Here is an 18,497-nt window from a genome sequence, read left to right as displayed (position 1 = left end):
AAAGGGAAGGGAGGGTGGGCTATACTCATGTTACTGACCGGTACGTATTGAGGTCTGCGCATAGTACGTACCGGTCAGTAACATCGTCAAGCGCTTTTTGGCGACCCTGTTTTCGGGCGGGCTGATCGATGCCATCCCGCAGAAAAGGAGCCCAGCATGGCCAGTAAGAATTCCCCCTCCGCCGCAGCCGGCAACACCGGCAAATCCGCGTCCAAGCCGCTGCTGGCGGCCGACCGCATCCGCAAGACCGCCCGCGAGATGTTTTACCGCGACGGCATCCGCGCGGTGGGCGTGGACGCCATCGTCAATCAGGCGGGCGTGACGAAGCCCAGCCTGTACCGCAGTTTCTCCTCGAAGGACGAATTGGCTGCCGCGTACCTGCGCGACTACGACGCCGAATTCTGGGCGCGCTTTGACGCCGCCTGCGCCGCCCATCCGGGCGATCCGCGCGCCCAGTTGCTCGACTATCTGACCGGCATGGCCGGCCGCGCCGTGCAGAACGGCTACCGGGGCTGCGGGCTGACCAATGCAGCGGTCGAGTATCCGGAATCGGCGCATCCCGCCCGCGCCGTCGCCGTCGAGCACAAGCGCGAACTGCGCCGCCGGCTGAACGCCATGGCCGCCGGCATGGGCGCGGAAGATCCCGAGGCCCTGGCCGACGGACTGCTGCTATTGATCGAAGGCGCTTTCGTCTCCAGCCAGCTTTTTGGTGAAGGCGGACCGGCGGGCAGGGTGGCCGCGATGGCCGACAAGCTGATCCAGGCGCATTTACCCCACCGAACGGCTTAGGGCGCTGCACAAAAGCGGTGCGTAACCCTGTGCGGCGCGCACCGTTTTGGTGGTGTTTGTACCCATTGCGCAACGGCGAAAAAAATGTTTGTTATTTTTATTGCAACGCAGCATACGTGGATCTAAGATGGCTTCACGTTGTTCCACATCGCTTTTCTCAAGGAGAGAATCATGAGCGATACCGCGTTGAAAAATGCCCGTATGTCGGATGCGCTGGAGCGGTCCCTGATCCGCGAGGCCATCAAGGCGGAAACCCTGTCCGGTCCTTCTGCAGGCTCGCGCTGGTTGCGCCTGAAGCTGCGTATGGCCGCGCTGGGCGGCGCCGTCGGCGAGGTCCTGCACAACATGGACGCTGGCCGCCGTCAGCACCCGGTAGTCTCCGCCTACCACTGAAGTCCCCCGCCAGAAAAAACGCCAGCTTTGATCGCTGGCGTTTTTTTTTGCCCTCTTTTTGGGCGACGCGCCTTGGTCAGACCACGATGTCCAGCAGCAGATAGCCGTCCAAAACGATGATGCCCACGGTCGCCCCGATGGCGGCCCAGGCCCATGCGCCTCGCAGCACATACGCGCCCATCAGACTTTTGCGGCACGCCAGCACCACCAGCGGCCCCAACGCGAAAGGCAATGCCAGGCTCAGGATGACCTGGCTGAGCACCAGCAGCCCGTCCGGATCCTTGCCGCCCGTAAACGCCAGCAGGCCTGCCGCTGCGGCGCCCGCCACGACGCGCGTCATGAGCGCACGGCGGCGGTCCGACCAGTTGCTGCCCACCTGGAATCCCCGCGACAGGATGCGGCCGGCCAGTACGCCCGTGATAGTGGAGCTTTGCCCGGCGGCATACAGCGCCACGGCGAATACCACTGCCGCCACGATGCCCAGCGTATGACCGATGACCGCGTGCGCGTCGTCCAGGCTGGACACCACCATCCCCGACCCGGACAGCGACGCCGCGGCCACAATCATGATGGCCGCGTTGATCAGCATCGCCACGCCCAATGACACGATGGTGTCGTTGCGCGCCACGCGCATCGCCATGCCGCGCGCTTGTGCGGGCAAGCCCTGCGCCCGCTGCGCCAGCGTGCCGGAATGCAGGTACAGGTTGTGCGGCATGAGGGTCGCGCCAAGAATCCCCAGCGCAATCAGAAACCCTTGGGGGTCGCGCAGCGCCTTGCCGGTTTCGGTCACGCCGTGCGCCACTTCCGACCAGGCGGGATTGGCCTTGAACAGCAGGAACACGAACGACAACGCAACCACCGCCAGCAGCAGAGCGATCACGCGTTCATGCCGGTCGGCGTTGCCGCGCGTCATGGCCAGCACGGCAAAGGTGCCGATGCCCGTGACCGCAACGCCTGCGATGAGCGGCAGGTTGAACAGCAGCCGCAGTGCAATGGCGCCGCCGATCAGTTCGGCCAGCGCAGTGGCCAGAATGGCGGCCTCGCCGGCCAGCCAGGCGGCTTTGGCCAGACGGGGCGACAGGTGGCGGGCGGTGAGGGTGGCCAGATCCTGGCCGGTTGCCAGCGCCAGGCGCGACACCAGCACCTGGAAGCCCAGCGCCAGAAAGGCCGACGTGATGACGACCATCAACAGGCCGTAGCCGAAGCCGCTGCCGCCGGCGATGTCGGTGGCCCAGTTGCCCGGGTCGATGTAGCCGACGGCCACGAGGATGCCGGACCCGACCATGCGGCGCAGGTTGGCGGAAATCCGCGCGTCCTGCGCCAGGGCGGCATTGCCGCCTGAAATCGCGTAGATGAATCCGGTCATGCGTCGCTCCTGAGAATGGTTCTCATTGTCCAGAAGCGACTTTGCACCGTCAAATTGATTTTGGCCACGCCCGGGATAGGGCGCGCCAATGATCCGGCCCCGGTTCGGAGGCCGGATCGCTCGCGTTAATTACGACTTGAGCTTTGCGTCCATCGAGATCTTGGCGTTCAGCACCTTGGAAACCGGGCAGCCCTTTTCGGCCTTGCGCGCGGCGTCCTCAAAGGCCTCGGCGGAGGCGCCCGGAATGACGGCCTCGACGGTCAGATGGACGGCGGTGATGGCAAAACCATCGTCGAGCTTGTCCAGCGTGACTTCGGCTTTGGTGTCCAGGCTGTCCGCGACCAGGCCGGCCTCGGAAAGAATGTTGGACAGCGCCATGGTGAAGCAGCCGGCGTGCGCCGCGCCCAGCAGTTCTTCGGGGTTGGTGCCCGGCGTGTCGCCGAACCGGGTATTGAAGCCGTAGGGTTGGCTCTTGAGCGCGCCGCTCTGCGTGGAAATCGTGCCTTTGCCAGTCTTCAGATCGCCCGACCAGGCGGCGGATGCGGTTTTCTTCATACAGGACTCCTGTGTGGGAACGCGGCCGTGCGCGGCGCGTCCGGGGTGGGAGAGCAGCGCCGTCTCGCGGACGGCGCGCCTTGCCTCAGGCGGCACCGTCGATGATACGGCCCGGCACGCCGCCCCGCGCGGAAAACGCCGGTACGCAACGGCAAGCCGATGTAACGGACCAAGCGGCCGTTGGCCGGCACGCGGCAATGGGCCGGCCGCATCAAGAGGGGAAGCGAGCGCATCAGGCAAAATAGCGGCATCTCCTTCACTCCTACCCAAGAGCCGTAGTCATGCCCCGCATCCTTGCCCGCTACGCCTGCGTTGTCGCGCTGGCCGTTCCCGCCTTGTCCGCTCAAGCCGAAATCGTGATCGGCGTGGACGTCTCCACCACGGGCCCCGCCGCCGCCATCGGCATTCAGACCAACAACGCGATCCGTCTGTGGCCCAACACCCTGGGGGGCGAGCCCGCGCGCTACGTGGTGCTGGACGACGGCACGGACGTGAGCCGCGCGGTCAAGAACATGCGCAAGCTGACGTCCGAAGACAAGGTCGATGCCATTGTCGGCCCCAACATCACCGCCGCGGCGCTGGCCGGGCTGGACGTGCTGGCCGAAACCAAGACGCCGATGATTGCGCTGGCGGCGTCCAGCGTCATCGTCGAGCCGCAGTCGGATCCCAAGCGCACCTGGGCTTTCAAGATGCCGCAGAACGACTCGCTCATGGCGACCGTGCTGGTCGATGACATGAAGAAAAAAGGCCTGAAGAACGTGGCCTTCATCGGCTTTGCGGATTCGTATGGCGATAGCTGGTGGAAAGAGTTTTCGGCCGCTGCCGGCTCGGACCTGAAGATCGTGGCGCAGGAGCGTTTCCAGCGCACCGACGCCTCGGTGGTCGGGCAGGTGCTCAAAGTCATTGCGGCCAAGCCCGACGCGGTCCTGATTGCCGGTTCCGGCACGCCGGCGGCGCTGCCGCAAAAGACGTTGCTGGAACGCGGCTTCACCGGCGCCGTCTACCAGACGCACGGCATCGGCACGCTGGAATTCCTGCAGGTGGGCGGCAAGGACGTCGAAGGGACGCTTTTCCCCACGGGTCCGGGCGTCGTGGCGCGCGAGCTGCCCGATTCCAACCCGGTCAAGAAGGTGGCGGTGGAATTTGCCGACAAGTACGAGCAGCAGTACGGCCCGAACACGCTGACGCAGTTCGCCGGCGACGCCTACGGCGCCTGGATGCTGCTGGACTCGGCCGTGTCGCGCGCTCTGAAAACCGGCGCAAAACCCGGCACCCCGGAGTTCCGCCTGGCTCTGCGCGACGCGCTGGAAAGCACTCGCGATCTGGTCGTGCCCAATGGCGTCCTGAACATCACCAAGGACAATCACCAGGGCTTTGATGAGCGCGCGCGCGTGATGGGCACGGTCAAAAATGGGCGCTTTTCGTACGCCCAATAAACGGTGCCATATCTGTCTACCGTTCGTAACGTGTCCTAACGCTTCATAGGGCAACGGACGCGAAAAGCAGGCTTAGGCCTGCTTTTTCATGCCTATATCATTAGTGTCCGAATCATTTCTTAGCGTATTATTTTTAGTGAAGCCATGCACCTAGAAATAAATTCGGGAGAAATAATTCATGACCCTCATCCAATCCAGACGACTGTTGCTGGCCCTGAGCCTGGGCGTGCTTGCCGCATGTTCGGACTCGGGCGGCGACAAGTCCGCGGCCGGAGGCGGCGAGCCCGCCAGCAACGCCAGCACCCTGGAAGCGGCCAAGGCGGCGGGCAAGATCCGCATTGGTTACGCCAACGAGGCGCCGTTCGCGTACATGGATAGCAAAGAGGCCAAGGTCACCGGGGAATCCGTGGAAATCGCCCGGGTGGTGCTCAAGCGCATGGGCATCAACGAAGTCGAAGGCGTGCTGACCGAGTTTGGATCGCTGATCCCCGGCCTGGCCGCCAAGCGCTTCGACATCATCGCAGCCGGCATGTATGTCACGCCCAGCCGCTGCCAGCAGGTTGCGTTTTCCAATCCGACGTATGGCGTCGGTGAAGCGTTCCTGGTCAAGCAGGGCAATCCCAAGAATCTGCATAGCTACGAAGACGTGCTCAAGAACCCGGACGCCAAGCTGGGCGTCGTGGTCGGCGCCATCGAGGGCGAGTACGCCGAGAAGGTCAAGATTCCGGCCGGCCAGGTGGTCGTGTTCCCGGATGCCGTCAGCGCGCTGTCCGGCGTGCAGGCCGGCCGCGCCGACGCCTATGCCGCTACCGCGCTGACCGTCAACGACCTGATGGGCAAGACGCAGGAGGGCAGCGGGCTGGAGAAGGCCGATCCATTCACCGATCCGGTCATCGACGGCAAGGGCGTGCGCGGCTACGGCGCCTACGCCTTCCGGACGGACGACAAGGCCTTCGCGGACGCCTTCAATGCCGAACTCGCCAAGTTCATCGGCACGGACGAACACAAAAAGCTCGTGGCGCCGTTCGGCTTTACCGCCGAGGAACTGCCTCAAGGGGTGACTGCGGACAAGCTCTGCAGCGGACAGTAAGGGGCGCCGATGCAGTTGATGTCTGAACATATCGCGGAGCTTGTGCCGCCCCTGCTCGAAGGGTTGGCCGTCACGCTCCAGATCATGGCGGGCGCCGTGGTCCTGGCGGTGCCGCTTGCGCTGCTGTCCGGGATTGGGCGCCTGTCTTCCGTGCGGCCGGTGCGATGGACGGCCTCGGTCTACGTGGAGGTCTTTCGCGGCACGTCCGCCCTGGTGCAGCTCTTCTGGTTCTTCTTCGTGTTGCCGCTATTTGGCGTGCAGTTGCCGGCCATGCTGGTCGGCATTCTGGTGCTGGCGCTGAACGCGGGCGCGTATGGCGCGGAAGTCGTGCGCGGCGCCATCCGGGCGGTTCCGCCCGGGCAGCGTGAAGCGGGCGTGGCGCTGAACCTCACGCGCCGCCAGATCATGCAGCGCATCGTGCTGCCGCAGGCGGTACCCGCCATGCTGCCGCCCGCTGGCAACCTGCTCATCGAGCTGTTGAAGAACACCGCGCTGGTCTCGCTGATCACCATCACCGACCTGACCTTCCGCGGCCAGTTGCTGCGCAGTGAAACCCTGCGCACGACCGAGATCTTCACGCTGATGCTGCTGATGTACTTCGGCGTGGCGCTGCTGATCACCGCGGGCGTGCGCCTGCTTGAGCGGAGGGTCCGAGTCCGATGACACCGATATTCGACTGGTCTTTCGCACTGGAAATCCTGCCCACGCTGGCCTCGGCGCTTGTCATCACGATCCAGGCCACCGTGCTTGGCATGCTGGTGGCGGTGACGCTGGGGCTGGTGCTTGCGATGCTTCGGCGGTCCCGGCTGCGCATCGTGTCGCTGCCCACGGCATTCTTCATCGAGTTCGTGCGCAGCACCCCGCTGCTGGTGCAGATGTATTTCCTGTTCTATGTCCTGCCGCTGACCGGGGCGCAGATGTCGCCGCTCATGACGGGGATCGTGGCGCTTGGCTTGCACTATGCCACCTACTGCGCCGAGGTCTATCGCGCCGGCATCGAGGCCGTGCCGCGCGGCCAGTGGGAAGCGGCCACGGCGCTGAACATGTCGCGCTGGCGCACGGCCGTGGGCGTGGTGCTGCCGCAGGCAATCCCGCCCGTCGTGCCTGCGTTGGGCAACTACCTGGTGGCCATGTTCAAGGACACCCCGCTGCTGTCGGCCATCACCGTGGTCGAGCTGCTGCAGCAAAGCAAGATGATCGGATCGGCGACGTTCCGGTACACCGAACCCCTGACCCTGGTGGGCCTGCTGTTCCTGGCGTTGAGCCTGGTCGCGGCCTGGGGCGTGCGCGGCCTGGAGGCCCGCCTGCAACGATTTGGAGGAAAGCGATGAGCGCCAGCGTAAGCATCAAGAATCTGCACAAGCGTTTTGGAGACGTGGAAGTCCTGCGCGGCATCAATCTCGAGATTCCGGCGGGGCAGACGGTGGCCGTCATCGGTCCGTCGGGCTCGGGCAAATCCACGTTGCTGCGCGTGCTGATGACGCTGGATCCGCCCACCAGCGGCGAGATCGAGATCGACGGCGAACCGATGTGGACCGACCCGCAGGGCCGCCCCGCCGGCGTCAACTCCGAACACCTGCGCAACGTGCGCGGCAAGATCGGCATGGTGTTTCAGCACTTCAACCTGTTCCCGCACATGACGGCGCTGGGCAACGCCATGGAGGCGCCGCTGCACGTGCTGGGCATGCCGCGCGACCAGGCGCGCGATCGCGCCGTCGAGTACCTGGAGATGGTGGGGCTGGGCGACAAGCTGGACGTCTATCCGGCGCAACTGTCGGGCGGGCAGAAGCAGCGGGTCGGTATCGCGCGGGCGCTGGCGATGTGTCCGCAGGTCATGCTGTTCGATGAAGTCACGTCGGCGCTGGACCCGGAGCTGGTCGGCGGGATCCTGCAGATCCTGCGCGACCTGTCTGCCCGCCGCAGCATGACGATGATCATCGTCACGCACCAGATGAAATTCGCCGAACGCAGCTCGGACCGCACGCTGTTCTTTGACCAGGGCAACATCGTTGAGGACGCCGAATCCTCGGTGCTGTTCAGCCAGCCCAAGGAGGCGCGCACGCGCCAGTTCCTGGATTCGGTGATCGAAGGGCAGTAGTTGCCGGGTTGACCCTGCCGGGGGCGTTGGGATTGGCGGCCTTTGCATGGGCGGGCGCTATGCTGTGACGTCCAACGCACCCGGAGCCTTCCGCATGAGCCATCTGTTCAGCCCCACGTCAATCGGCAACGTCGAATTGCCCAACCGCATCGTCATCGCGCCCATGTGCGAATACTCGGCGGAAGAAGGCCGCGCCACCGACTGGCACATGATTCACTTGGGGCACCTGGCGCTGTCGGGCGCCGCGCTTTTGTTTACTGAAGCCACGGCGGTCGAGGCCGACGGCCGCATCTCGCCGGGGGACCTTGGCCTCTGGTCCGACGAGACCGAAGCCGCACTGGGCAAGGTGGTCGCCGCCGTGCGCCGCTACTCGCCCATCAAGCTGGGCATCCAGCTTGGACATGCTGGCCGCAAGGCTTCCAGCGACGCGCCGTGGAACGGCGGCCAGCTTGTGCCCGAAAGCGCCGGCGGCTGGCTGGGATGGGCGCCGTCGGCCGTGCCGCACAATGCGCACGAGCCTGCGCCGCATGCACTGGACGCCGCGGGCCTTGACCGCGTTCGCAATGCCTTCGTCGACAGCGCCCGCCGCGCGCTTCGTTTGGGCTTTGACGCCATCGAGTTGCACGCCGCCCATGGCTATCTGCTGCATCAGTTCCTGTCGCCGCTGTCGAATCAGCGCGACGACGCGTACGGCGGATCTTTGGAAAACCGCATCCGCTTTCCGCTGGAAATTTTCCAGGCGCTGCGCGAGATCACGCCGCCGTCCGTGGCGCTGGGCGTGCGTGTGTCGGCCACCGATTGGGTGGAGGGCGGCTGGGACCTTGAGCAGACGCTGGTGTTCGCCGAGGCGCTGAAGGCGCGCGGCTGTGAATTCATCGACGTGTCCAGCGGCGGCGTGTCGTCGCAGCAGAAGATCCCGGTGGGGCCGAATTACCAGGTTCCGTTCGCCGAAGAGATCAAGCGCCGGATCGGCATGCCGACCATCACGGTGGGGCTCATTACCGAGGCCCAGCAGGCTGAGGACATCCTGGCGCAGGGCAAGGCCGACATGGTCGCGCTCGCGCGCGGCATGCTGTACGACCCGCGCTGGCCGTGGCATGCGGCGGCCGAATTGGACGGCCAGGTCAGCGCGCCGAAGCAATACTGGCGGTCGCAGCCGCGCGAGTTGAAGGCACTGTTTGGGGAGACGCGCTTCGGGCAGCGTTAGGCGGTCAGGCAAGTCAAATAAAAAACGCCGCGATTGCGGCGTTTTTCTTGCGCTCAGGTTTGGCCGTCCCCGGCCACGCCGCTCACAGCTTGGCGTACGCCGCTTCCAGCTCGCGATGCAGGACATCGGCAAAGTCCGCGCTGGCGGGATCCTGCTGCGACAGCAGGCGCGCCAGCACGACGTTGTCTTCCTCGCCGTTCCAGATCTTGATGTAGGTGCCTTCCTTGTAGCCGTGCTGCTGGCGGAAGATGTTCAGCACGTTCTTGGACACGTACTGCGTGTAGGCGTCGTTCCAGGTCATGTCGCACGCGGTCATCGTCTGCTCCAGGACCTTGAAGCTGGCCCGGCCGCACACGGCCAGCCCGCCGATCAGCTCGAGCAATTCCGGCACGTTCAGTACGTCCAGGGCGTAGGATTTGCCGTCCAGCGCGACAGTGGCCGGCGTGGCCAGGTCGGCGACCAGCGCGCGCGCGGCGGCTTCAACGTCGCCACCCGCCTGCACAATCGAGTGCGACAGGTAGAAGTGCAGAATGTCGACCAGTTCCATCTGGACCTGCGGCAGGTCGATGGTCTGCTTCTTCCACCACTTCCAGCCGTAGTGTTCCAGGGCTTCGGCCGATTCAACGAAGGCGGCGCGCAGGAAGCGGGCGCCGCCGTTGACCCAGTCCGGATTGATCATGCTGTTCAGATGGCCTTGCAGCTTCAGCATCGTGGCCGCCTGGGCCTGGTTCAATCCGACTACGTTATTCACTTTCACTCCGGGAGGGGGCTGGTTCAATGGCCGGAAATGTTAGCACCAACGCCCGCCAGTTACGCCCCGGGGATTCAGGCGCCGTCCTTGCGGTATGACGACGGCGTCAGCGGCGGCAGCTTGTTCAGGGGCGTCTTGCGAGGATTGCGCGCGCCGCTGGCCGCCTTGAACAGCATGAAGGCAAAGAACGCCAGGAACACGGCGGGCATGAACTCGTCCAGTTCGAACCGGGGGCTATGCAGCGCGCGAAAACCGATGTTGGCCGCGGCCCAGCCCGCCATGATGCCGGCCACGGTCAGCACGGCGCCGATCTTGCGCCGCCGCGCCTGCTGGGCGAGCGAGACGTTGGCTTGGTCGGGCTGGCCCGGCAAGGTCGCCAGGGGCGCCTGGGACGCCGAGCGCGAACGCGGGGACGAAGAGGCGGTATTGCCCCAGGGCGCGTCCGACAGCGAGCCCGGCGTGGGCGAGGGCGGGACGGCAACCGGCATCGGCACGGCAACCGGGGCCGATTGTCTGCGCGCGTCGCGCCGGCTTGCGATGCGGCCCGGCGAGGCGCCTCCTGCGCTGGTCAATTCTTCGATATAGCGCGCGAAATCACCGTTCTTGGGCTCGGCATCTATGGCCATGACGCTCTCCGGATCAATTGCCCCGCCGCGCGCGCACCGGTTGGCGGCGCTTGCGCACCATGGCGAGGAGAAGCCCGCATCCTAGCAAAACCGACAGCCCCGCGCCGATCATCATGGCAATCTGCTGGGCATTTTGCGCCGTGCCCAGGCTGCGCGCGGTAATGTAGCCGGGCGCCAGCATCAGTGGCATCCACAGCACCGCCGACAGCACGTTGGCCAATTGGAAGCGGCCATGCGCCATGCCCATTACGCCCGCCACCGTGGGAATGGTGGAGCGGATGGGCCCCAGAAAGCGGCCGATCAGCACGGACGCAAAGCCGTAGCGGTAGAAGAACAGCCGCGCCCGGGCCACGCCGGTGCGCTGCTGCTTGAGCGGCCAGCGCCGCAGCACGCCGGGTCCCGCCCAGCGACCCAGGTAGTACGAGAGCGCGTCGCCCACGATGGCGCCAGCGATGCCCCAGGTGATCACGCCCCAGGGCGCGAGCGTGCCCGAGCCGATCAGGCCGCCTGTCAGCAGCATCAATGCGGTAGCGGGAATGAAAAGCCCCAGGAGTACCATGGACTCGCCCAGCGTAAGCAGAAAGGTGATCGGTCCTGCCCAAGCCTGGTTGGCTTCTATGAACTGGCCGATCTGGGTGATGTATTCATCCATGAATGCAAAGTTGAAAATTAGCTGAACGCAATCGGGTATGTTAACGCCTGCGCGGCCGGCCGTGACGCGGCTAGGCCATTTGGCGTAACGCTCGACGTTGGAGAAACATGGATTCAGTTACACAAGCGGTGCTGGGCGCCAGCATTCAAGGCGCCATGCTGGGGCGCGTGCAGGGCAGACGCGCCCTCATCTATGGCGCGGCGCTGGCCACCTTGCCGGATCTGGATGTCCTGATGAGCTACCCGGATCCGGTGTCGCTCATGACCTATCACCGCGGCTTTTCGCATTCCGTTTTCGTGCTGACCGGCCTGGCGATGTTGCTGGCCTGGCTGATACGCAAGTATTGGCCTAATGCGCCCTATGGCGGGCGCAGGCTGTTCCTGACGATATGGCTCGTCCTGGTGACGCATCCCATCCTGGATGCGTTCACCGTTTACGGCACCCAGTTGTTCTGGCCGCTGGCGCTCACGCCAGAAAGCTGGTCGACCGTGTTCATCATTGATCCGGTGTACACCGTGCCTCTGCTGTTGGGCGTTCTGTTCGCCCTCGGCGTAGGCATGACGCGCACCGCGCGCCGGCTGCTGGTGGGGGCGTTGGTCTTCAGCACGCTGTACCTGGGCTTCGGATTGGGCGGCCGCATGGCGGCCGAGCACCGCGTGAGGGACGCCCTGCAGGCGCGAGGCATTATCGTGACGCAGCTGCGCGCTGTCCCCATGCCGTTCAACACCCTGGTGTGGCGGGTGTTCGCCAAGACCGGCGATGGCGATTATTACGAATCGGTCAGTAGCCTGTTCGACCGCGATCCGCCGGAATGGGTGCGCCTGCCGCTCAATCTGGAGGCCGGACGCGTACTGACGGGCGAGCCGCTGCACGAACGGCTGCGCTGGTTCACCGACGATTGGCTGCGGTATGACGTCATCGGCAATGCGCTGGTCGTGTCGGACCTGCGCATGGGCATGGCGGGTCACTACACCTTCCGCTTCAAGATGGCCGAGCGCACGCCGGATGGTGCGTGGCGTGCGGTCACGCCGACGGTCTGGCCGACCAACCGGGGCGGCTGGAATGAACTGAAGCTAGTGCTCGGACGCATCCTGCATGCGCAGCCGCCGTTGCCGCTTTCGCAATGGTCCGAGCTGGCGAAGCAGTAGGCCGGCTTGGGGCTATGGCCTCGCAGCAAAAAGGCTCCCGGGATCCGGGAGCCTTTTTTCTTGCTGGCGCTGTATTGACCAGCTTCCGTCGCTTGCATTATTCTTGTTCTCTAATAAGGAACTTAGGTTCCGTTTTATGGAACAAGTATGAGTATTCTTGACGGCGTCCAACGCGTGCTGTCGCTGTACGCAGAGGGCGCGGCCGAACTGAGCTTTACCGAGGTCGCCGCGCGCCTGGCCATGCCCAAGAGCACGGCCTCGCGTCTGCTGAACCAGATGCAGCACTACGGCATGCTCGATCAGGATCCGGCGACGCGCCGTTATCGCGCGGGTGCGCTGCTGGCGCAGGCCGTACGAGCCGGCATGGCAGCCACGCCGCTGGACGAGGCCTGCCGCGCCGTTCTTGCCCGGTTGTCCGACGACAGCGGGCTGACGGCCTATCTCTCCACGTTGAATCAGCGCGAAACGGTCGTGCTGCAACGGCTGAACGGCTCGCATCCGGTGCAGGTGCTGTCGCCGCCCGGATCGCGCCGCGCCGCGTCAGGCACGGCGATGGGCCGGGCGTTGCTGTCGCGCCTGACCGACGCCGAATTCCAGGCCCTGTATGGCGCCGACCCCGCCCAGTCCCTGCCCATGGAAGGGCGCGATTGCCCGGCCACTGTCGGTGACCTGACACGCCTGGTCGCGCAGACACGCGCGGATCACTGCGGCGTCGCCATCGACCAGGCGATGCCGGGCATCGGCGCCGTCGCGGCAGCCGTGCGCGACCCGGCCACCGGCGAACTGCGCGGGCTATGCCTGTCGTTCGTCTCGTTCCAGGCCGATGCCGCGCGCGTGGCGGTGCTGCGCGAGTCCGTGCTGCAACACGTCGGCGCGCTGGGCCGCGAGCTCAACGATCCCTACTGGCTGACCTGACCGTTCCAACAGTTTTCGAACGAATCCAGCCTTAAAGAACCTTCACCCATCGGACCTTATTCATGAACCTTCTGCTCCTCAGCAATTCCAGCAGCGACGCCGGTTATCTGGTGCACGCCATGGCCGACATCCGCGAACTGATCGAATCCCTGCCGCAAGGCGCGCCGGCCGTGTTCGTGCCGTTTGCCGGGGTCACGCGCAATTGGGACGACTACACGGCGCTGGTCACGTCGGCGCTGGCGGACACGGGCCTGGCCATCCAGGGCCTGCACACCGCGCAGGATCCGGTCGCGGCGCTTGAGGGCGCGTCGGTCATCATCGTCGGCGGCGGCAACACGTTCAACCTGCTGGGCCAATTGCGTCGCCAGGGTCTGCTCGACGTCGTGGCGCGGCGCGTGCGCGAAGGCGCCGCCTACCTGGGCTGGAGCGCGGGTTCCAACCTGACTTGCCCCACCATCTGCACCACGAACGACATGCCCATCACGGATCCGCAAGGCTTCGACGCGCTGGGTCTGTTGTCTTTCCAGATCAATCCGCACTACACGAACGCGCACCCTCCCGGCCACCGCGGCGAAACGCGCGCGCAGCGCCTCGCCGAGTTCTGCACGCTGAATCCGGCCATGCCGGTGCTGGGCCTGCCCGAAGGCGCAGGTCTGCGCGTGCGCGGCCACGAGATCGCGCTGGTTGGTCCGCACGACGCGCCGCTCTTCCTGGGCCGCGAAGAACCGCGCATGTTCCGTCCCGGCCCGGTGGAGATCCCGGCATGAAGCAGGTGATCGACGTCATCGAATTGCTATCGTCCGCGCACGTCACGGGCGAGTCCGTGGCGCAGGTGTTGCGCGATGCCGGCAATTGCGAGGTTGAGGTCACGCACCTTGCGCGTGACGGATTGGCCACGGACTTCCTGTCCATCGTCATTCCCGGCGCGGATGATTCGGCTCCGCAATTGGGTATCGTGGGCCGCCTGGGCGGCATCGGCGCGCGCCCCGCGGTGACGGGTCTGGTGTCCGACAGCGACGGCGCGGTCGTGGCAATTGCAGCTGCGCTCAAGCTGATGGCGATGGCGAAGCAGGGCGACGTGATGCCCGGTACGGTCCGCATCCGCACCCACATCTGCCCGCGTGCTGGCACGCGCCCGCATCATCCGGTGCCGATGATGCGCTCGCCGTTCCCCATGCGCGAGATGATGTCGCACGAAGTGGATCCGCGCATGGACGCGATCCTGTCGGTGGACACGACGCGCGGCAACCGCCTGGTGAACAAGCGCGGCGTGGCGCTCACGCCTGTCGCCAAGCAGGGTTACCTGCTGCGCATCCCCGAGACCATGCTGGACGTCATGGGCTGGGTCAGCGGTGAACTGCCGGTGACGCTGCCCTTGACCACGCAGGACATCACGCCCTACGAAAACGGCCTGTGGCATGTGAACTCCCTGATGCAGCCGGCCATCGTCACCGACGCGCCGGTCGTTGGCGTGGCCCTGACGGCGCAGACCACCGTGCCCGGCTGCGCCACCGGCGTCACCAACGCCGTCGATGCCGACGTCGCCATGCGCTTCTGCATCGAGATCGCCAAGCTGTACGGGCAGCGCGTCATGACCTTCTTCGACGACGCCGAGTGGGGTGCCCTGCAGGCCCGCTACGGTTCGATGGCGCACCTGCAGACCATCGGCCGCGAAGACGGCGCCACGCAATGAGCGCCCAAACACCGCGCCGCGTGGCGTTCTTCACCATCGGTCAATCGCCCCGCAGCGACGTCGTGCCCGAGATGGCGCCCGTACTCGGCGCCCACGTGCGCATCGACGAGTTCGGCGCGCTCGACGGCTTGGATGCCGCCGCGCTGGCTGCCCTGGCGCCGCGCCCACGCGAATACCGCTTTGCCACGCGCATGCGCGACGGTTCCCAGATCGAACTGGACGCCGCCGCCGCCGAGAGGCGCTTGGCCGACGTAATGCGCCAGGCGGACGGGCAGGGCTATGACATCCTGGTGCCGCTGTGCACCGGCACGGCCATCGCGCCGATGCGCACCCTCGTGGTGGAGCCGCAGCAGGTCGTGGATCACCTGGTCGCAAGTTTGGCGCAGCATTGCCGCAAGGTCGGGCTGGTGGTTCCGCTGGAAGCGCAGGTCGATGCCTTTCACATGGCCGTGTCGCTGGAATGCGAAACGCACGTCGTGCACGCGTCGCCTTACGAGGCCGACGCGCAGCAGGCCGCCCGCAACTTTGAGGCCGCCGGACGCGAGCTGGCGTCCTGCGATCTGATCGTCATGCACTGCATGGGCTACGCGCAGTCCATGCGCCAGGCGGTTGCGCAGGCATCGGGCCGCCCCGTGCTGCTGTCCAACCGCCTGGTGGCCCTGGCACTGGCACAAATCTTGGAATAACGCCGCCGGACGCAATCCCGAAGTTCCGGCTGCACAGGTTCGCGCGGCTGGTCCGGGCGAGCGGCGAGAGGAGACGAAGCCGACTTCGTCAATCAATCGTTGGGAGTTTTTTTATGATCAGCCGTACCCTGCACCGCGCCGCTGGCGCACTCTTCACCGTCGCCGCGCTGTCGGCCACTTGCGCGCATGCCGCGGACGCCTGGAAGCCCGCCAAACCCGTTCGCCTGCTCGTGGGCTTTGCCCCCGGCGGTTCGGCCGATACGCTGGCCCGCCTGCTGGCCGAGCCGCTGTCCGCCCGTCTGGGCCAACCGGTCGTCGTCGAGAACCTGGCTGGCGCCGGTGGCAACATCATGGCGTACCGCCTGAGCCAGGCACCCGCCGACGGCTACACCATCGGCATCGCCGCGGCCGGTTCGATGGCCATCACCCATGTCCTGAATCCCAAGGGCACGAACTACAAGCCCGCCGACTTCACGCCCATCACGCTGGCCGCGGTGCAACCCAATGTGGTCATCGTGAACAAGGACGTGCCGGCCAACAACCTGGCCGAGCTGAAGGAGTACTTCCAGAAGACCCCGACGGCCACCTACGGCACCGCGGGCGTCGGCATCTCCAACCACCTGATCGCCGAGACCATGCTGTACAAGCTGGGCGTCAAAGTGCCGCACGCCGCCTACCGCGGCGCCGCGCCCGTGATCACCGATCTGCTCGGCGGCCACATCGCCATGACGATGGACAACATCTCGACCGCCGCGCCGCTGGCTTCGCAAGGCAAGGTCAAGGCGATTGCGGTGGCTTCGATCAAGCGCGCCGCGCAATTGCCCAACGTGCCCACGCTGGACGAGCAAGGCCTGAAGGGCTTTGACATGCCGACGTGGCAAGGCGTGTTCGCGCCCGCTGGCCTGCCCGCCGACGTGCTGGCCGCCTATTACGCCGCGCTGCAGGACGTGCTGAAGCAGCCCGCGCTGATCGAGAAGATGGCCGGCCTGGGTTCGGAACCCGTCACCGGCATGGCGCCCGAGAAGTTCAGCGAGTTTCTTGAAAACGACCGCAAGCAATGGGCGGATATCGTCAAGGCTGCGAACATCAGCCTGGAGCAGTAAGGCGCAGCAAAAGGCTTTCAGCCGCTGCAAAGCAAAACGCCAGACCCGAGAGGGCCTGGCGTTTTTTTTTAGCAGCGTCAGACCGGCATTCGCGCCGCGATTTCCGCGATGAGACGGCGCGCGGCGTCCAGTTTGTTGCCGGCGGGCAGCGGGTGCGTGCCTTGTGCGTCGAACAGCACCAGTTCGGTGGTGTCGGCGTCCATGACCTTGTGCGCAAGATTGCCGACCAGCAGCGGGATACCCTTGCGCGCGCGCTTGGCTTCGGCGTGTTCGGCCAGCTTTTCGGTTTCGGCGGCAAAGCCCACGCACCAGGGGCCGTTCTCAAGCTTGGCCACTTCGGCCAGGATGTCCGGATTGGGTTCGAATTCCATCAGCGGCGCGCCGCCGCCTTCGCTGGTTTTCTTCAGCTTCTGCGTGCTTACGTTCTTGACGCGCCAATCCGCCACCGCGGCTACCGCGATGAAGATGTCCGCGTCGCCCACGCTGGCCATGACGGCGTCGTGCATCTGGCGGGCGGTGGTGACAGGCAGGGCGGTCACGCCGCGCGGAATGGGCAGGAACGTGGCGCCGGTGATCAGCGTGACGCGGGCGCCGGCTTCGCGGGCGGCGCGGGCCAGTGCATAGCCCGTCTTGCCGGAGGAACGGTTGCTAAGCACGCGCACCGGATCCACGGGTTCGGACGTGGGGCCGGCGGTCAGCAGCACGTGGCGGCCGGCCAGCAGCTTGGGCTGGAAGAAGGCGATCAGGTCGGTCAGGATCTCGTGAGCTTCGAGCATGCGGCCATCGCCGGTCTCGCCGCAGGCCTGTTCGCCCGCCGAGGGGCCCAGCACGGTGACGCCATCGCCGCGGAGGGTTTCGACGTTGCGCTGCGTGGCCGGGTTGGCCCACATTTCGCGGTTCATGGCGGGCGCCACCAGCAGCGGACAGGCGCGGGCCACGCACAGTGTGGACAGCAGGTCGTCGGCCATGCCGTGCGCCACCTTGGCCATGAAGTCGGCGCTGGCGGGCGCGATCAGCACGGCATCCGCGCCACGCGTCAGGTCGATGTGCGCCATGTTGTTGGGCACGCGCGCATCCCAGGCGTCGACGAACACAGGGCGGCCCGACAGTGCCTGCATGGTGACCGGCGTGATGAAGTGCGTGGCCGCCTCGGTCATCACCACGTCCACCGTGGCGCCTTGTTCGGTCATGCGCCGCACCAGCTCGGCGATTTTGTAGCAGGCGATGCCCCCGGTCAGACCGAGGACGATGCGTTTGCGGGCGAGATCGAGCATGAGGACGGGGCGGCGGGTTCAGCGCCGCGTAATCGAGGAATTGGAAGGGATTTTATTCTGCATTGCCGCAATGCGCCGTTCGTCATGTATTAGAGGGGGCATCAAGCCGGACGAAAGCCGCGGGAAGCGAAAGGGAAGGGGGGCGCAATGCCCCCCCGTCTCGTCAGGCCGGCGGCTTGCGGGCGCGCAGCAGTTCGTCCAGCACCAGCAGCACCGCGCCGCAGGTGATGCCGACGTCCGCCAGGTTGAAGGCGGGAAACTGCCAGTCGTTCCAGTAGAAGAGCAGAAAGTCCACCACGTGGCCATACACCACGCGGTCGATGACGTTGCCGATGGCGCCGCCCAGGATGAGTGTGAGCGCCAGGCTGAAACGCGGCTGGCCGTGCGTGCGGCGCAGCATCCATACGATGACCACCGCCGCCACGCAGCCGAGTCCGGTGAACAGCCAGCGCTGCCAGCCTTCTTCGGAGGCGAGGAAGCTGAACGCAGCTCCGCGGTTGAACACCAGCGTGAAGTCAAAGAAGGGCAGGACGTTGACGCGTTCGCCGTACTGGAACGACGTGTTGAAGTAGATCTTCGTCAACTGGTCCAGCACGATGATCAGCAAGGCCAGCGCCAGCCAGCCGCCCACGCGCGCCGGTGCGGCGCGGGCGGGGGCGGCGTCCGTCACCCCGGGTGCGGAGGGGCGGGCCATGTTCAAGCCTTGTCGCGGGGG

At 65.8% G+C, this 18,497-nt stretch carries 21 protein-coding genes; 14 read left to right on the top strand and 7 right to left on the bottom strand.

The annotated features are described in order from the left end of the window. Window positions 1–156: 156 nt before the first annotated feature. Together AC6LJW_RS27805 and AC6LJW_RS27800 are read left to right on the top strand one after the other, a co-directional pair. Entirely contained in the window at window positions 157–789 is a 633-nt protein-coding gene (locus AC6LJW_RS27805; protein ID WP_498088816.1) for a TetR/AcrR family transcriptional regulator, read from the top strand. 171 nt (window positions 790–960) lie between these two features. Next, the gene (locus tag AC6LJW_RS27800) at window positions 961–1,182 is read left to right on the top strand and encodes a hypothetical protein (RefSeq protein ID WP_056562582.1); all 222 of its coding nucleotides are present in this window, start codon (window positions 961–963) and stop codon (window positions 1,180–1,182) included. A 76-nt stretch (window positions 1,183–1,258) separates the two neighbouring features. Here the strand turns inward: AC6LJW_RS27800 and AC6LJW_RS27795 are convergent, their stop codons facing one another. Both AC6LJW_RS27795 and AC6LJW_RS27790 read right to left on the bottom strand, forming a co-directional pair. Continuing rightward, the gene (locus tag AC6LJW_RS27795; RefSeq protein WP_498088815.1) at window positions 1,259–2,548 is read right to left on the bottom strand and encodes an Nramp family divalent metal transporter; all 1,290 of its coding nucleotides are present in this window, start codon (window positions 2,546–2,548) and stop codon (window positions 1,259–1,261) included. Between the two features lie 129 nt (window positions 2,549–2,677). Continuing rightward, window positions 2,678–3,103 carry an OsmC family protein gene (locus AC6LJW_RS27790; RefSeq protein WP_056562575.1) on the bottom strand — a complete coding sequence of 142 codons (426 nt, stop codon included), beginning with the start codon at window positions 3,101–3,103 and terminating at the stop codon, window positions 2,678–2,680. A gap of 281 nt (window positions 3,104–3,384) precedes the next feature. On the opposite strand from AC6LJW_RS27790, the gene AC6LJW_RS27785 reads away from it, so the two are divergent. From AC6LJW_RS27785 to AC6LJW_RS27760, 6 genes are all read left to right on the top strand, one after another. Further along, window positions 3,385–4,539: an ABC transporter substrate-binding protein gene (locus tag AC6LJW_RS27785; protein WP_056562572.1), complete on the top strand. Its 1,155-nt coding sequence runs from the start codon at window positions 3,385–3,387 to the stop codon at window positions 4,537–4,539. 178 nt (window positions 4,540–4,717) lie between these two features. Next, window positions 4,718–5,629, top strand: coding sequence for an ectoine/hydroxyectoine ABC transporter substrate-binding protein EhuB (gene ehuB / locus AC6LJW_RS27780; protein ID WP_427986630.1), 912 nt, complete (start codon window positions 4,718–4,720; stop codon window positions 5,627–5,629). Window positions 5,630–5,638: 9 nt separating this feature from the next. Next, a complete protein-coding gene (ehuC, locus tag AC6LJW_RS27775) occupies window positions 5,639–6,292 on the top strand; it encodes an ectoine/hydroxyectoine ABC transporter permease subunit EhuC (protein ID WP_427986631.1) in 654 nt (217 codons plus the stop codon). Next, window positions 6,289–6,960 carry an ectoine/hydroxyectoine ABC transporter permease subunit EhuD gene (gene ehuD, locus AC6LJW_RS27770; protein WP_400524545.1) on the top strand — a complete coding sequence of 224 codons (672 nt, stop codon included), beginning with the start codon at window positions 6,289–6,291 and terminating at the stop codon, window positions 6,958–6,960. The genes ehuC and ehuD overlap by 4 nt, the downstream gene beginning before the upstream one ends. Further along, window positions 6,957–7,727, top strand: coding sequence for an ectoine/hydroxyectoine ABC transporter ATP-binding protein EhuA (gene ehuA, locus AC6LJW_RS27765; RefSeq protein WP_056562563.1), 771 nt, complete (start codon window positions 6,957–6,959; stop codon window positions 7,725–7,727). Before ehuD ends, ehuA begins: the two co-directional genes overlap by 4 nt. Window positions 7,728–7,821: 94 nt before the next feature. Further along, on the top strand, window positions 7,822–8,934 hold the full coding sequence (locus AC6LJW_RS27760) for an NADH:flavin oxidoreductase/NADH oxidase (RefSeq protein ID WP_056562560.1): 1,113 nt from the start codon (window positions 7,822–7,824) through the stop codon (window positions 8,932–8,934). 82 nt (window positions 8,935–9,016) lie between these two features. Here AC6LJW_RS27760 and AC6LJW_RS27755 read toward each other — a convergent pair whose 3' ends face one another. From AC6LJW_RS27755 to AC6LJW_RS27745, 3 genes are all read right to left on the bottom strand, one after another. Next, a complete protein-coding gene (locus AC6LJW_RS27755; protein WP_498088818.1) occupies window positions 9,017–9,667 on the bottom strand; it encodes a dUTP diphosphatase in 651 nt (216 codons plus the stop codon). Between the two features lie 92 nt (window positions 9,668–9,759). Then, window positions 9,760–10,311 (bottom strand): hypothetical protein, encoded by a 552-nt coding sequence (locus AC6LJW_RS27750; RefSeq protein ID WP_056562553.1) that lies wholly within the window; start codon window positions 10,309–10,311, stop codon window positions 9,760–9,762. A gap of 13 nt (window positions 10,312–10,324) precedes the next feature. After that, window positions 10,325–10,963: a DedA family protein gene (locus AC6LJW_RS27745; RefSeq protein ID WP_056562549.1), complete on the bottom strand. Its 639-nt coding sequence runs from the start codon at window positions 10,961–10,963 to the stop codon at window positions 10,325–10,327. A 107-nt stretch (window positions 10,964–11,070) separates the two neighbouring features. Between AC6LJW_RS27745 and AC6LJW_RS27740 the strand changes: the two genes are divergently transcribed. From AC6LJW_RS27740 to AC6LJW_RS27715, 6 genes are all read left to right on the top strand, one after another. Next, entirely contained in the window at window positions 11,071–12,111 is a 1,041-nt protein-coding gene (locus tag AC6LJW_RS27740) for a metal-dependent hydrolase (RefSeq protein WP_056562546.1), read from the top strand. A 147-nt stretch (window positions 12,112–12,258) separates the two neighbouring features. Beyond that, complete coding sequence (locus AC6LJW_RS27735; protein ID WP_427986230.1) at window positions 12,259–13,026, top strand: IclR family transcriptional regulator; 768 nt, start codon at window positions 12,259–12,261, stop codon at window positions 13,024–13,026. Window positions 13,027–13,088: 62 nt separating this feature from the next. Further along, window positions 13,089–13,793, top strand: coding sequence for a dipeptidase PepE (pepE, locus tag AC6LJW_RS27730; protein WP_056562539.1), 705 nt, complete (start codon window positions 13,089–13,091; stop codon window positions 13,791–13,793). After that, window positions 13,790–14,719, top strand: a complete 930-nt coding sequence (locus tag AC6LJW_RS27725) for a DUF1177 domain-containing protein (protein WP_056562536.1) — start codon at window positions 13,790–13,792, stop codon at window positions 14,717–14,719. Before pepE ends, AC6LJW_RS27725 begins: the two co-directional genes overlap by 4 nt. Beyond that, window positions 14,716–15,405 carry an AroM family protein gene (locus tag AC6LJW_RS27720; protein ID WP_498088814.1) on the top strand — a complete coding sequence of 230 codons (690 nt, stop codon included), beginning with the start codon at window positions 14,716–14,718 and terminating at the stop codon, window positions 15,403–15,405. The genes AC6LJW_RS27725 and AC6LJW_RS27720 overlap by 4 nt, the downstream gene beginning before the upstream one ends. A 113-nt stretch (window positions 15,406–15,518) precedes the next feature. Further along, window positions 15,519–16,508, top strand: coding sequence for a Bug family tripartite tricarboxylate transporter substrate binding protein (locus tag AC6LJW_RS27715; protein ID WP_498088813.1), 990 nt, complete (start codon window positions 15,519–15,521; stop codon window positions 16,506–16,508). Window positions 16,509–16,585: 77 nt separating this feature from the next. Here the strand turns inward: AC6LJW_RS27715 and coaBC are convergent, their stop codons facing one another. Together coaBC and lspA are read right to left on the bottom strand one after the other, a co-directional pair. Beyond that, a complete protein-coding gene (gene coaBC, locus AC6LJW_RS27710) occupies window positions 16,586–17,782 on the bottom strand; it encodes a bifunctional phosphopantothenoylcysteine decarboxylase/phosphopantothenate--cysteine ligase CoaBC (protein WP_056562527.1) in 1,197 nt (398 codons plus the stop codon). Window positions 17,783–17,945: 163 nt separating this feature from the next. After that, window positions 17,946–18,476, bottom strand: a complete 531-nt coding sequence (gene lspA, locus AC6LJW_RS27705) for a signal peptidase II (RefSeq protein WP_498088817.1) — start codon at window positions 18,474–18,476, stop codon at window positions 17,946–17,948. Window positions 18,477–18,497 lie beyond the last annotated feature (21 nt).

This window comes from Achromobacter sp. 1012554356, assembly GCF_059760815.1.
This window is presented reverse-complemented; position numbering and strand designations above follow the sequence as displayed.